At 68.3% G+C, this 12,929-nt stretch carries 13 protein-coding genes; 3 read left to right on the top strand and 10 right to left on the bottom strand.

Going from position 1 to position 12,929, the window contains the following annotated elements:
- Positions 1–31 precede the first annotated feature (31 nt).
- From CAL15_RS14145 to CAL15_RS14155, 3 genes are read left to right on the top strand one after another with little or no spacing between them, the layout of a single operon-like run.
- The gene (locus CAL15_RS14145; RefSeq protein ID WP_086079185.1) at positions 32–655 is read left to right on the top strand and encodes a TRAP transporter small permease subunit; all 624 of its coding nucleotides are present in this window, start codon (positions 32–34) and stop codon (positions 653–655) included.
- Entirely contained in the window at positions 652–2,619 is a 1,968-nt protein-coding gene (locus tag CAL15_RS14150) for a TRAP transporter large permease (RefSeq protein ID WP_086079186.1), read from the top strand. Before CAL15_RS14145 ends, CAL15_RS14150 begins: the two co-directional genes overlap by 4 nt.
- A 27-nt stretch (positions 2,620–2,646) precedes the next feature.
- Complete coding sequence (locus CAL15_RS14155; protein ID WP_086079187.1) at positions 2,647–3,447, top strand: enoyl-CoA hydratase/isomerase family protein; 801 nt, start codon at positions 2,647–2,649, stop codon at positions 3,445–3,447.
- A gap of 64 nt (positions 3,448–3,511) precedes the next feature.
- Here CAL15_RS14155 and CAL15_RS14160 read toward each other — a convergent pair whose 3' ends face one another.
- From CAL15_RS14160 to CAL15_RS14205, 10 genes are all read right to left on the bottom strand, one after another.
- Positions 3,512–4,540, bottom strand: a complete 1,029-nt coding sequence (locus CAL15_RS14160) for an LD-carboxypeptidase (RefSeq protein WP_086079188.1) — start codon at positions 4,538–4,540, stop codon at positions 3,512–3,514.
- Positions 4,537–4,986, bottom strand: coding sequence for a tRNA adenosine(34) deaminase TadA (gene tadA, locus CAL15_RS14165; protein WP_232468234.1), 450 nt, complete (start codon positions 4,984–4,986; stop codon positions 4,537–4,539). The genes CAL15_RS14160 and tadA overlap by 4 nt, the downstream gene beginning before the upstream one ends.
- An 87-nt stretch (positions 4,987–5,073) precedes the next feature.
- On the bottom strand, positions 5,074–5,922 hold the full coding sequence (locus CAL15_RS14170; protein ID WP_086079189.1) for a haloacid dehalogenase-like hydrolase: 849 nt from the start codon (positions 5,920–5,922) through the stop codon (positions 5,074–5,076).
- 186 nt (positions 5,923–6,108) lie between these two features.
- The gene (locus tag CAL15_RS14175; protein WP_086079190.1) at positions 6,109–6,696 is read right to left on the bottom strand and encodes a hypothetical protein; all 588 of its coding nucleotides are present in this window, start codon (positions 6,694–6,696) and stop codon (positions 6,109–6,111) included.
- Between the two features lie 136 nt (positions 6,697–6,832).
- Positions 6,833–7,183 (bottom strand): monovalent cation/H(+) antiporter subunit G, encoded by a 351-nt coding sequence (gene mnhG, locus CAL15_RS14180; protein ID WP_086079191.1) that lies wholly within the window; start codon positions 7,181–7,183, stop codon positions 6,833–6,835.
- Positions 7,180–7,461, bottom strand: a complete 282-nt coding sequence (locus tag CAL15_RS14185) for a K+/H+ antiporter subunit F (RefSeq protein ID WP_086079192.1) — start codon at positions 7,459–7,461, stop codon at positions 7,180–7,182. The genes mnhG and CAL15_RS14185 overlap by 4 nt, the downstream gene beginning before the upstream one ends.
- A complete protein-coding gene (locus CAL15_RS14190) occupies positions 7,458–7,940 on the bottom strand; it encodes a Na+/H+ antiporter subunit E (RefSeq protein WP_198299257.1) in 483 nt (160 codons plus the stop codon). Before CAL15_RS14190 ends, CAL15_RS14185 begins: the two co-directional genes overlap by 4 nt.
- Positions 7,937–9,568, bottom strand: a complete 1,632-nt coding sequence (locus tag CAL15_RS14195) for a monovalent cation/H+ antiporter subunit D (RefSeq protein WP_086079194.1) — start codon at positions 9,566–9,568, stop codon at positions 7,937–7,939. Before CAL15_RS14195 ends, CAL15_RS14190 begins: the two co-directional genes overlap by 4 nt.
- A complete protein-coding gene (locus tag CAL15_RS14200) occupies positions 9,568–9,912 on the bottom strand; it encodes a Na+/H+ antiporter subunit C (protein ID WP_086079195.1) in 345 nt (114 codons plus the stop codon). Before CAL15_RS14200 ends, CAL15_RS14195 begins: the two co-directional genes overlap by 1 nt.
- An 81-nt stretch (positions 9,913–9,993) precedes the next feature.
- Complete coding sequence (locus CAL15_RS14205; protein WP_086079196.1) at positions 9,994–12,921, bottom strand: monovalent cation/H+ antiporter subunit A; 2,928 nt, start codon at positions 12,919–12,921, stop codon at positions 9,994–9,996.
- Positions 12,922–12,929: the final 8 nt, after the last annotated feature.

The raw sequence follows: 12,929 nt of genomic DNA on the forward strand, positions 1-12,929 counted from the left end.
GTGCGATCCCGCGTCTTCACCAGGACGTCCGATGATTCGATTCATACGCTTCATAGACAGCATCTCGACGTGGGTCGGCCAGGCCTTCGCGTGGCTGATCGTCGTGCTGACCCTGCACGTCTGCTGGGAGGTGGCCGCGCGCTACCTGCTGAACCAGCCCAGCGCCTGGGCCTTCGACATGCAGATGATGTACTACGGCATCATGTTCATGATGGCCGGCGCCTACACCCTGGCCAAGAGCGGCCACGTGCGCGGCGACATCCTGTACGGCTTCCTGCCCCCTCGCGTGCAGGCCACGCTGGACCTCGTGCTGTACATCGTGTTCTTCATCCCCGGCGTGGTGGCCCTGGTCTGGGCCGGCTGGTACTACGCCGGCTATTCCATCGCCATCCGCGAGCACTCGTCCCTGATGGCCAACGGACCTCCCATCTATCCCTTCAAGGCCTTCATCCCGCTGGCCGGCGCGGTGCTGCTGGTACAGGGTATCGCCGAGATCCTGCGCTGCGTGCTGTGCCTGCAGCACGGCGCGTGGCCGTCCCGCGAAGAGGACGTGGAGGAAGTCGACGTCGACAAGCTCAAGGAAATGGTGCAAGTGAAAGACGAAGACATCGCCAAGCTGGACCGCTACGTCACCAACGGGGAGCATGCCCGATGAAGATCAACAAGGCTTTGTGGTTCGGCCTTTCCTGCATCGGCCTGGTGCTGATGATGATCGCCTTCCTCACGCCGTGGGGCAGTCTGGAGACAGGACACATCGGCCTGCTGATGCTGGCGCTGATCGTGGTGGCCATCATGCTGGGCTTTCCGACCGCCTTCACGCTGATGGGCATGGGCGTGCTGTTCACCTTCTTCGCCTACTACATGCAGAGCGCGGACGCGGGACGGTCACTGGGACAGACGCTGGACCTGATGGTGCAGCGCACGTACGCCACCATGACCAACGACTCGCTCATCTCGATCCCGCTGTTCGTGTTCATGGGCTATTTGGTCGAACGCGCCAACCTGATCGAAAAGCTGTTCCGCTCCATGCACCTGGCGCTGGCGCGCGTGCCGGGCGCGCTGGCCGTGGCCACGCTGGCGACGTGCGCGATCTTCGCGACCGCCACCGGCATCGTCGGCGCCGTGGTCACGCTGATGGGCCTGTTGGCCATGCCGGCCATGCTGAAGGCGGGCTATAGCGTGCGGCTGACGGCCGGCGCCATCACGGCCGGCGGCTGCCTGGGCATCCTGCTGCCGCCGTCCGTGATGCTGATCGTGTACGGCGCCACCACCGGCACGTCGGTGGTGCAGCTGTACGCCGGCGCGCTGTTTCCCGGCATCATGCTGGCCGCCCTGTACATGCTGTACGTGATCCTCATCGCCAAGCTGCGGCCCGACATGGCGCCGCCTCTGCCCGAGAACGAACGCGGCGTGGCCCTGCCGCCGCAGAGCGCCGCCCTGGCCGCCTCGGGACCGCGCAACGCGGTGCCCGGCATGCTGGCCGCGCTGTTCGGCGGGCGGCGCCCGGCGGGCGTGCAACGCGGCTACGTGTCCCGCAACCTCGTGCTGGCGCTGGTGCCGCTGCTGGTGATCTTCGCGTTGGCCGGCACGGTGCACCGCGCGGTCACGCAACCCGACGAGGTCTACGACATTCCGGCCGAGCTGCAGCTGGGCTCCGGTGGATTCGATTCGGGTCTCGCCGAACCGCCGCTCGAAGGCGGCCTGGCCGAACCGCCGGTCGAAGGCGGCCTCGCCGAACCGCCGGTCGAGGGCGGACTGGCCGAGCCGCCCGGCACGCCGCGTCCCGCCGCCGCTGCCGAGCCCGCGGGCACGAGCGCGGCCGCGGCCAAGGCCGCCGCGGACACGGGCGTCGATGAAGAACGTCCCGCCGCGCCGCAGGGCTTCTGGATCTTCCTGGGCGTGTGCGTGGCCGTGCTCGCAGCGTTCTACGGACTGCTGACCTGGGCCCGCCTGGAAATCTTCAAGATGCTGCTGGGCTCGTTCTTCCCGCTGGCGGTGATGATTGCCGCGGTGCTGGGCTCGATCGCCTTCGGCCTGGCCACACCCAGCGAAGCCGCCGCCATGGGGGCCATGGGCGGCGCGCTGCTGGCGCTGGCCTACCGGCGCCTGACCTTGCCGGTACTAAGGGAATCGGTGTTCCTCACGGCCAAGACCAGCGCCATGGTGTGCTGGCTGTTCGTCGGCTCGTCCATCTTCTCGGCGGCGTTCGCCCTGCTGGGCGGACAGCGCATCATCGAGGAATGGGTGCTGTCGCTGGGCCTCACGCCCCTGCAGTTCATGCTGCTGGCGCAGGTCATCATCTTCCTGCTGGGCTGGCCGCTGGAATGGACCGAGATCATCGTGATCTTCATGCCGATCTTCGTGCCGCTGCTCAACGCCTTCGGCATCGATCCGCTGTTCTTCGGCCTGCTGGTGGCGCTGAACCTGCAGACGGCGTTCCTGTCGCCGCCCGTGGCCATGTCGGCCTTCTACCTGAAGGGCGTGTCGCCTCCGCACGTGACGCTGAACCAGATCTTCCTGGGCATGATGCCGTTCATGGGCATCCAGCTCGTGGCGATTTTCCTGCTCTACATGTTTCCCGGTATCGGCATGTGGCTGCCGACGGTGCTATACCGGTGATTCATGGATTCGTACAGGACACCCGCCATGCTGCAAACCCTGGAAGTGGCCTACGGCCCACAGACCGCCGTAGTCTGGATGAATCGTCCGGACCAGCGCAACGCGCTGGATCCGCGCATGATCGCCGAATTGACCGAGGTGTTCGATGAGCTGGGCCGCGACGGGGAAGTGCGCGCCATCGTGCTGGCCGGGCGCGGCAAGGCATTCTGCGCGGGCGCCGACCTGAACCACATGCGTGCCAGCGCGGCCGCCCCGCCCGCCGAAAACCGCGCCGACGCGCTGGCGTTGGCCGCGCTGCTGCAGACGGTCCACACCTGCCCCAAGCCCACCATCGCGCGCGTACATGGCGCCTGTCTGGCGGGCGGCGTGGGCCTGGTGGCGGCCTGCGACATCGCGGTGGCCTCGCACGAGGCGCGCTTCGGCCTGTCCGAGACGCGGCTGGGCCTGATTCCCGCGATGGTGTCGCCCTATGTGATGCGGGCCATCGGCGCGCGCGCCGCCAGCCGCTGGTTCCTGACCGGCGAATTGTTCGAAGCCTCCGAAGCCTGGCGGCTGGGGCTGGTGCACGAACTGAGTCCGGCCGACGAACTGGACCTGCTCGTCAACGAGTTGCTGGGCGCGTTCATGATGACCTCGCCAGAGGCGGTGGCCGAATGCAAGCGCCTGGTGCGCGACGTGGCCGGCGCGGACATCGACGACGCATTGATGGAAGACACGGCCACCCGCCTGGCGGCGCGTCGCGCCAGCAACGATGCGCTGGAGGGAATGACCGCGTTTCTCGAGAAGCGCGTGCCGGGCTGGGTGCCGCAATGGGAAGAAGACCGCTGAGTATCACCGTCCGTACGGCATGCGCGTTTGCCGCGAAGGCGACGGCGTCGCCGACGCGCCGCGTTCAGTGCACATGCTCGTCGATGACCAGGTGCGCCATGCCCTTCTCGGTGGCGATCCCCACCTTCTGCCCGACGGGCAGCGTGGCCTTGGTGGGCACGTGGCCGTATGGCAGGCCGGTGATCACCGGCACCTTCACCGTGCGGCGCAGCCACTTCACCACCTCGGGCAGATCGAAGCCCGCATCGTGGGGAGCCAAGCGGTAGTTGGAGAAATGCCCCAGCACGATGGCCTTCTGCTTCTGCAGCACGCCGGCTTGCCACAGCTGGATCAGCATGCGCTCGATGCGGTAGGGGTGCTCGGCCACGTCTTCCAGGAACAGAATGCCGCGCACCTTGGGGAAATAAGGCGTGCCGATCAATGAGCACAAGACCGCCAGGTTGCCGCCCCACAGGACGCCGCGGCAATCCACCGGATCGGCATCGGCGGTCTCGAAGCTGAGAATCTCGAGTTCGCCGCGCATGATCTCGCCGAACAGCGCGGTGGTCAGTTCGTCGGCCTCGGCGCAGCCGAAGTCGGCCACGGCGCTGGCGCCGCTGTAGCTTACGGCGCCGGTGCGGGCCAGCAGCGCCAGGTTGAACGCGGTGAAGTCGCTCATGCCTACGAACCGCTTGCCGCTGTCGGCCATGGCCTTCCAGTCTATGGCCGGCAGCAGGCGGCCCAGGCCGTAGCCGCCGCGAGCGGCCAGCACGATGGGATGCTTCTGCCGGATGGCGCGGTCCAGGCCGGCCAGGCGCTGTTTGTCGGTGCCGGCGAAGCGCTGGTGCACCGACAGCGCGCCGCGGTCCACGCGCGTCTTGAAACCCTCGGCGGCCAGGCGCTGGCAGGCCAGCTCGATGGAGGCCGGATCCTGCACGGCGGAGGACGGCGAGACGATGTAGATGCCGCTCGCGTCGGGCGTGTGGTGCGTGTGATGCGCGTGCTCATGATCGTGCGCTTGTTGCGCCTGGCCATGATCGGCATGCTCGTGTCCGCAATGCTCGCCGCAATCGTGGCTGGCGCCGGCGTTCTTGCCCGCTTTCTTCTTGCTCATACGCTGGTGTCCTTGCGACGTCGTTCGCGGAAGAATCCGCGCAGGATGCTGCCGCATGGTTCGGCCAGCACATTGCCGTGGATGTCTGTCTGGTGATTCAGCTGGGCGATGGCGCCCACGTCGAGCACGCTGCCGCACGCGCCGGTCTTGGGATCGGGTGCGCCGTACACGATGCGCGTGAGCCGGGCATGCAGCATCGCGCCCACGCACATCACGCAGGGTTCGAGCGTGACGTACAGGCTCAGGCCCGGCAGGCGGTAATTGCCCATGCGCGCGGCCGCCTGGCGCAGCGCGACGATCTCGGCATGGGCCGTGGGATCGCTGTCGGTGATGGTGCGGTTGTAGCCGGCGCCCAGCACATTGCCGGCCGCATCCACCACCACCGCGCCCACCGGCACCTCGCCGGCGCCCGCCGCCGTCAGCGCCTGCTCCAGGGCCAGGTTCATCATGCGTTCGTCGAACTCGGCCCGGGCCAGCGCGGCCTCGGCCGCCGGGTCCGTCGTCACGTCCATGCCTGCGGTCATTGCGCTCTCCTAGCCACGGTAAACACGCGATTTCAGGGCGATGCGGCTGGCCTGACTCGTGACGGCCTCTTCCAGCCATTGATAGAGCTCGGCATTCTCGTCGTAGCGCGCCTGGTTCAGGTTGGACACGCGGCCTTCCTCGATGAAGCCCCATGCCCGGCTGCGCTTGTCCTTGTGGCGCGGGTCCCAGACCCCGAACGCGAAGCCGCCAGCGCGGCGTATCAGCGAGAAGCATGGGATGTCGGTATAGCCGTCGCCGACGAACACCATCTGGTCGAACGGCACGCGCAGACGGTCTTCGGGAATCTTGCGATTCACTTCGAACGGCTTGCCGCGGTACTCGCGGCCGATGATGCCCTTCTGGATGTGGAACAGGTAGCGCGTCTTGTCGGTGTAGCTGACGATGCGGCGGGGAAAGCTGATGCCGCCGTCGTCGTCATAGATGAATTCCGACGCCCAGATCTCGGTGAACTCTTTGGCGATGGGCGTGGCGCGCACCACGTCGCCGATGCCGCTGGAGATCAGGTAGAACTCGAGCTGGATCTTGGGATGATCGGCTCGCACCGCGTCGCGCAGGCGCTGGAACAGCGTGGTGACGCCGTCGTGCAGCGGCAGGCTGGCGCCCCATTGGCGCAGGCGTTCCTGCGTGATGGGCCCGTGCGCGCCGCCGCGCGACAGCTCGATCATGCGGTACAGATAGGCAGGCACCGGATCCCAGTCCTGCTGCAGCAGCAGCGGGTCCACCGACTCTTTCCAGAAGGCCTTGGTGTCGACACCAATGCTGTCCAGAAAGCCGGTGGTGCTGTCCGGAGCCAGCGTATCGTCGAAATCGAAGATCAGTGCGATGACGTCGGACATGGCGGGAAGCGGATTCGGGAAACAGCCGCCATTTTGCCTGATCGGCGTCGCCCACCAAAATTGGTAACGTTTTTGCGACGTCACGCTTGGTCCGCGATCGCCGCGACGGGCCGCCGCGCATGGAGCGCCCATGAAAAAGCCGGGCATGCGCCCGGCCTTGCGAGATGGCTGCGTGAGGCTTTCTGCTTAGCGCACCGCCGGCGCGGGGGTCAGGCCGCCACCCGGAGCAGGCACCACGCCCGGGGGCTGGGCGGGAGCATAGCCGGGGTTCGGCGGGGGGGCATAACCCGAGGCCGGGGCCGGAGCCGGGGCGTAGCCCGAGCCGGGCGCCGCGGCCGGAGCGGGCGCATAGCCCGACGACGGAGTGGAGCCCGGCGTACCGGCCGGCACCTGGATGATGGTCTCGCGCAGCACGCCGCCGCCCATCACGCTGCCGTGCACGCGGGTCGGCGATTGCATCTGCGTCATGCAATCCTGCTGCTGCGCGGCGGGCAGTGCCGAACAGCGGTTCAGGGCATTCTGGTCGTAGCGGCCCTGCTGCTTGTCGTCGAGACGGTTGCGGCGCGACTCTTCGAGTGCGGCGCCGGCTTCCTGCAGGCAGGTGCGGCGGTCCTGGTTGGTCTGGCCGGCATTGCAGCGCTGTACGTCGAGCCTGTATTGCTCCTGGGCGGACTTGGCGGCCGACTGGGCCATCGACGCGGCCGGCAGCAGGGCGGCGCCCAGTGCCAGGGCACCGCACAGCGAGGTAAGACGCGAGATTGCGGAAGTCTGCATGGTTCCCTCCTGAAAAACGCGCGGCGGCACGGGATGTCGCCACCACTTGAACACTACGGTAAGGGATTACGCGGACAACCTCCGCCTGGAAATGTTACAAGCTCCGCTAAAGGGTAAACCATGGCCTGGCGGCGCTTCAGTTGCGCGGCGGCTCGGTCTGCTCCAGCGCGCCTGCCTGGCGACGCCGCGCGCGATAAGCCGCCGCGCGCATCAGCAGCATTGCCGTGATGGGCGACGTCAGCATCAGCAGCAGCGCGATGGCGATCTCGTGGAAGATCGGGCGCCCCGCTTGCGCCGAGAACACCAGCACCGACGCGCCCAGCATGCAGCCCAGCCCAAGCGTCGACCCCAGCGTGGGCGCGTGGATGCGCATGTAGAAAGTGCGAAAGCGCAGCAGCCCTATCGAGCCGGTAAGTGCCAGCACGCCTGACAGCACCAGCAGGATCGCGGCCGGCACGGCCGCCCACATCGGAATGTCGTTCATCATGGTTCGATCACCTCGCCGCGCAGCAGGAACTTGGCCATGGCGGTCGAGCCCACGAAGCCGAACAGCCCGATCAGCAGGGCCACGTCGAAGTACACCTCGGTGCCCGAGCGCACGCCCAGCGCCAGCATGGCCAGCATGCCGTTGATGTAGAAGGCGTCCAGCGCCAGGACGCGGTCCTGCGCGGCGGGTCCGCGCAGCATGCGCAGCGCGGCGCACGCCATGCCCAGCACGAAACACACCAGCGCGAACCACGCCGCCAGTACAAGCAAAGTGTTCATTGGAATACCTCCAGCAGGGTACGCTCGTAGCGGTCCTGGACGAAAGACACCCAGGCCTCTTCGTTCTGCAGGTCGAGCACGTGCAGCGTCACGCTTTCGCCACGCTTGATGTCGACCACGACCGTGCCGGGCGTATAGGTCAGGCAGCATGCCAGCACCGCCAGCGCATGCGGATCGCGCAGCTTCAGCGGGATGGTCATGAAGCCCGGGCTCAGGTCGCGGCCCGGCCGCCAGACCAGCCTCGCCACCGCCAGGTTGGACCGGGTGACGTCCACGAGCAGACGAGCCGCCAGCCCCGCCAGCAGCCACAGGCGGTGCGGCTTGGCGCGCAGCGGGCGCAGCCGCGTCGAACCCCACGACAGCCATATGGCCAACGCGGCGCCCAATGCGATGTGGCCGGGCGACACGGAACGGTTCAGCAACAGCCACAGGCCCAGCAGGAACAGCGGCAGCAGTATCAGGTAGGCGCGGCGCATCAGTGCCCTCCCGCGCCCAGCGGACGCACCACGGGTTCGCCCATCACCGCGTCGATATAGGCGGAAGGCTGGTCCAGCGACTGCGCGGCCGCGTCCAGATAGGCGGACACGGGCCCGGCCCCGGCCGACAGCGCGACGCACAACAGGATCAGCACGCCCACCGGCCCTGCCTCGCTCCAGCGCAGGCGCGGCGTGGTGCGGTCGTCGGCGCTCCAGAAGATGCGGATGCCGGCGCGACCGAACGTGATGATGCCGGCCAGGCCCGACACCAGCACGGCCGCGACGAGGATCCATGCGTCCATGTGGCGCACCTGGTCGTTGGCTGCGGACACGGCGGCCGACAGCAGCGACAGCTTGGCGACGAAGCCCGACAGCGGCGGCAGGCCGATGACGAGCAGCGCGCAGGACACGAAGCCCAATCCGAGGAACGCCATGGCTGCGGGAATCGCCACGCCCACCACGTCGTCGGAACGGTTCTCGGACATCGGGTCATCGAGATGGAACGCGTCCATGGTGACGGCCAGCACGTTCGCGCCGAACGACTGCGTGCGCTCGATGAGTTCGGCCAGCATGAACATGGCGCCGGTGGCCAGCACCGAGCTGATCAGGTAGAACAGCGCCGGACCGGTCAGCGTCACGCCCGGCATGCCCAGCGCGGTCAGCAGGGTGCCGGCCGATACGATCACGCAGTAGCCTGCCAGCTGGCCCAGCTGTTGCGTGGCCAGCAGCCCGATGGCGCCGAACAGCAGCGTGGCCAGGCCCGCGGCGTACATCCAGTCCAGGCTGAAGGCCGCCGGCGCGCCGGTGGGCAGCAGCAGCGAGCCTATGCGCAGCACCGCATAGATGCCGATCTTGGTCATGATGCAAAACACGGCGCCGACGGGCGCGGCCGCCGCGCCATAACCGCGCACCAGCCAGAAATTCAGGGGCCAGGCGCCCGCCTTCACCAGGAAGGCCACGCCCAGGATGGCGGCGCCGGCCTCGAACAGGCGTCGGTCGCCGTCCACCAGCGATCCCGCCCGCACCGCCAGGTCGGCCAGGTTGAGCGTGCCGGTGACTCCGTAGATGAGCGCGATGCTGATGAGCAGCAGGAACGAGGCCACCAGGTTGACCGCGATGTAGTGCAGCCCCGCCCCTACCCTGGCCGTGCCGGAGCCGTGCAGCATCAGGCCGTACGACGCGGCCAGCAGCACCTCGAAGAACACGAACAGGTTGAACAGGTCGCCGGTGAGGAACGCGCCGTTCAGGCCCATCAGCAGGAACTGGAACAGCGGATGGAAATGCACGCCGGAGCGTTCCCAGCGCGGCAGCGAGTAGATCAGCGAGGCCAGGCCCAGCACCGAAGTCAGCGCCAGCATGACGGCGGCCAGCCGGTCGACCACCACGACGATGCCGAAGGGCGCGGGCCAGTCGCCCAGCAGATACACGCCGATGCCGGTGGGCCAGATCGGCAGGATGCCGCCGCAGGCCGCCAGCAGCGCGATGGCCGTGGCCAGCTGCAGAAGCGCGGCCGTCACGCCGACGAAGCCGCGCAGGCCGCGCCGCCCTTCGGGCATCAGCAGCATGGCCGCGCCCGCCAGCAAGGGTATGGCAACGGGCAGGATGGGCAGGTGATTCAACAACGCGGACATCAAGATCGGGGCTCCCGTCCATCGACGTGGTCGGTGCCGGTCAGGCCCCGCGAGGCCAGCAGCACCACCAGGAACAGCGCGGTGGTGGCGAAGCCGATGACGATGGCCGTCAGGACCAGCGCCTGCGGCATGGGATCGGCCAGCGCGGCCGGGTCGGCGGGCGCGGCCGCATCGATCACGGGCGGACGGCCGACGGTCAGCCGGCCCATGCCGAAGATGAACAGGTTGACGGCGTACGACAGCAGCGTCAGGCCCATGATGACCTGGAACGTGCGGGGCCGCAGCACCAGCCAGACTCCCGAGGCCGCGAGCACGCCGACGGCGATGGCATAGATCATCTCCATGTCAGCCTCCGGCCCGTCGCGCGCGGGAAACGGACGCCCATGCGTGTCGCGGGAAGTACAGTGAGCTTGGCAATCGTTTCATCAGGCATGCCCCTGCGTTGCGGGTTGCGCGGCGGCCTGGGCATCGGCCGCCGCCTTGCGCTGCGCGCGCAGCGATTGGTGCGCCAGCGCCACCAGCACCAGCACCGTGCTGCCCACCACCAGCATGTACACGCCCAGGTCGAACACCAGCACGGTGGACAGGTGCACGTGGCCGATGAGAGGCAGGGCAAGATCGGCGGCGAGGGCCGACAGGAAGGGCCGGCCGGCGGCCCAGGCCACCACCGCCGCGCCGCCCGCCGACAACAGGCCGAAAGCGAGCCAGTATTGCGGATTGAGACGGCTGCGGGTCTCGACCCAGTGCACGCCGCCCACCATGTACTGCAGGATGATCGCGGTGGCCATCACCAGTCCGCCGACGAAGCCGCCGCCCGGCTCGTTGTGGCCGCGCAGCAGCAGGTAGATGGACACGAGGCCCGCGATCGGCAGCAGCAGGCGGCCCAGCACGGCGGGCACCATCATGAAGCCGTCGGGAATGGGACGGCGCGGATCGGGCAGCTTGTCGATCGGCTTTCCGTCCGGATCGGAACGCTGCTGGAGCGGCATGTCTATGCTTTCCGGCGCGGGCCGGAAACGGCGCAGGAGCGCGTACACCGTCAGCGCGACGATGCCCAGCACGGTGATCTCGCCCAGCGTGTCGAAGCCGCGGAAGTCGACCAGGATGACGTTGACCACGTTGGTGCCGCCGCCCTCGGGCAGCGCCTGGCGCACGAAGAAGGCCGAGATGGTGTCGCCGATGGGGCGCGTCAGCACCGCATAGGTCAGCGCGGTCATGCCCGTGCCGGCCAGCACCGCCAGCACCAGGTCGCGCACGCGGCGCAGCCGCGCGCGGCTGTCGCGCCCGGCCTCGGGATCGACGTCCTGGACACGGCGCGGCAGCCAGCGCAGGCCCAGCAGCAGCAGTACCGCGGTGGCCACTTCGACGGCCAGCTGCGTCAGCGCCAGGTCGGGCGCCGAGAACCAGACGAAGGTCAGGCACACCGACAGCCCGGCGGCGCCCGCCAGCGTGAGCGAGGCCAGGCGATGGTACTTGGCCTGGTAGGCCGCGCCGAGCGCGCACGCGCCGCCCACGACCCATAGGCCCAGGAATGCCGGGTCCGGCGGCGACAGGGACATGCCGCCATCCAGCCACCCCCCGTCGTGCAGCGGCAGCCAGGCCACCAGCAGTGTGCCCACCACGATCAGCAGCATCTGGACCTGCAGGCGGGTCGACGAGACGTAGCGCAGCAGCCAGGCCGATCCCACGCTCGAGTTCTCCAGTAGCCACTCGAACGTACGCAGGCCGTCGAGGCGGTAGATGAAGGGCACTCGCCCCGGATGCCGCCGCTGGTGCGCGCGCAGCGCCAGATACAGCACGATGCCGACACCGAGCGCCACCAGGCTCATGATGAGCGGCAGGTTGAAGCCGTGCCAGACGGCCAGGTCGTACTGAGGCATGTCGCTGCCCAGCACGCTGCGCGCGGCGAGATCCAGGATGGGGCCCAGCGTGACGGCCGGCAGCACTCCCACCACCAGGCAAACGAACACCAGCAGCGCGCTGGGCAGCAGCATCCAGCGCGGCGGCTCGTGCGGCGCGCGCGGCAGGTCTTCGGACGGCGGCGGCCCGAAGAAGACCTGCAGGATGAAGCGCAGCGAATAGGCCACGCTGAAGGCGCCGGCCAGCGTGGCAAGCAGCGGCAAGCCGACCTGCATGATGGAATCGCCGCTGATGAAGGTGGTTTCGGCGAAGAACATCTCTTTCGAGATGAAGCCATTGAGCAGCGGCACGCCGGCCATCGAGGCCGCGGCCACCATGGCCAGCGTGGCGGTGATCGGCATGGCGCGGTACAGGCCGCTGAGCCGCGTGACGTCGCGCGTGCCGGTTTCATGGTCCACGATGCCGGCCGCCATGAACAGCGAGGCCTTGAAGGTGGCGTGGTTGACCATGTGGAAGATGGCCGCCACCAGTCCCAGCGAGCTGTTCAGGCCCAGCAGCAGCGTGATCAGGCCCAGGTGGCTGATGGTGGAATAGGCGAGCACGCCTTTCATGTCGCGCTGGAAGATCGCGGCGTACGCGCCCAGCACCAGCGAACACAGGCCCGCTCCGCCGATGATCCAGAACCACTCGTCGGTGCCGGACAGCACCGGCCAGAAACGCGCCAGCAGGAACACGCCGGCCTTCACCATGGTGGCCGAATGCAGGTAGGCCGACACCGGCGTGGGCGCGGCCATGGCATTGGGCAGCCAGAACTGGAACGGGAACTGCGCGCTCTTGGTCAGGGCGCCCAGCGCGATCAGGCCCAGCACGGCGGGGTACCAGGCGTCGGCCCGCACCTGCGCGCCGGACTGCAGCACCACGTCCAGGTCGTAGCTGCCGGCGATATAGCCGAGGATGAGCACGCCCGCCAGCAGGCACAGCCCGCCCGCGGCGGTGACCGTGAGCGCCATGCGGGCGCCGCGCCGGGCGTCCTGCCGATGGTGCCAGTAGGCGATCAGCATGAACGACGCCAGGCTCGTCATTTCCCAGAACAGCACCAGCTGGATCAGGTTGCCGGACAGCACCAGCCCCAGCATGGCCGCCATGAAGGCGAGAAAGAAGGAGAAGAAGCGCGGCACCGGATCTTTCGGCGACATGTAGTAGCGCGCATACAGCACCACCAGCGTGCCCATCGCGGCGACGATGAACGCGAAGAGCCATGCGAAGCCATCCATCCGCAGGGTGAAATGCAGCCCCAGCGCGGGCGCCCAAGGCAGGTCCAGGCGGATGACCTCGCCGGCGGCGACGCGCGGGTACAACACGGCGGTAAGGACAGTACAGCTGAGCGCCGTGATGCCGGCCAGCCAGGACTCGGCATTGCGGGCGTTGGCGGGCAGCATTGCGGCACATAGGCTGCCGGCAAACGGCAACGCGAGGATCAGAGCTAGCAGCATGGGACTCC

It is taken from the genome of Bordetella genomosp. 13 (genome assembly GCF_002119665.1).
Lineage (GTDB): Bacteria > Pseudomonadota > Gammaproteobacteria > Burkholderiales > Burkholderiaceae_B > Bordetella.

What these genes read in the sequence shown, in the direction of transcription:
- CAL15_RS14145 (WP_086079185.1), top strand. Translation starts at nt 32, where the DNA reads ATGATTCGATTCATACGCTTCATAGACAGCATCTCGACGTGGGTCGGC.
- CAL15_RS14150 (WP_086079186.1), top strand. Translation starts at nt 652, where the DNA reads ATGAAGATCAACAAGGCTTTGTGGTTCGGCCTTTCCTGCATCGGCCTG.
- CAL15_RS14155 (WP_086079187.1), top strand. Translation starts at nt 2,647, where the DNA reads ATGCTGCAAACCCTGGAAGTGGCCTACGGCCCACAGACCGCCGTAGTC.
- CAL15_RS14160 (WP_086079188.1), bottom strand. Translation starts at nt 4,540, where the DNA reads ATGAGCAAGAAGAAAGCGGGCAAGAACGCCGGCGCCAGCCACGATTGC.
- tadA (WP_232468234.1), bottom strand. Translation starts at nt 4,986, where the DNA reads ATGAACCTGGCCCTGGAGCAGGCGCTGACGGCGGCGGGCGCCGGCGAG.
- CAL15_RS14170 (WP_086079189.1), bottom strand. Translation starts at nt 5,922, where the DNA reads ATGTCCGACGTCATCGCACTGATCTTCGATTTCGACGATACGCTGGCT.
- CAL15_RS14175 (WP_086079190.1), bottom strand. Translation starts at nt 6,696, where the DNA reads ATGCAGACTTCCGCAATCTCGCGTCTTACCTCGCTGTGCGGTGCCCTG.
- mnhG (WP_086079191.1), bottom strand. Translation starts at nt 7,183, where the DNA reads ATGATGAACGACATTCCGATGTGGGCGGCCGTGCCGGCCGCGATCCTG.
- CAL15_RS14185 (WP_086079192.1), bottom strand. Translation starts at nt 7,461, where the DNA reads ATGAACACTTTGCTTGTACTGGCGGCGTGGTTCGCGCTGGTGTGTTTC.
- CAL15_RS14195 (WP_086079194.1), bottom strand. Translation starts at nt 9,568, where the DNA reads ATGTCCGCGTTGTTGAATCACCTGCCCATCCTGCCCGTTGCCATACCC.
- CAL15_RS14200 (WP_086079195.1), bottom strand. Translation starts at nt 9,912, where the DNA reads ATGGAGATGATCTATGCCATCGCCGTCGGCGTGCTCGCGGCCTCGGGA.
- CAL15_RS14205 (WP_086079196.1), bottom strand. Translation starts at nt 12,921, where the DNA reads ATGCTGCTAGCTCTGATCCTCGCGTTGCCGTTTGCCGGCAGCCTATGT.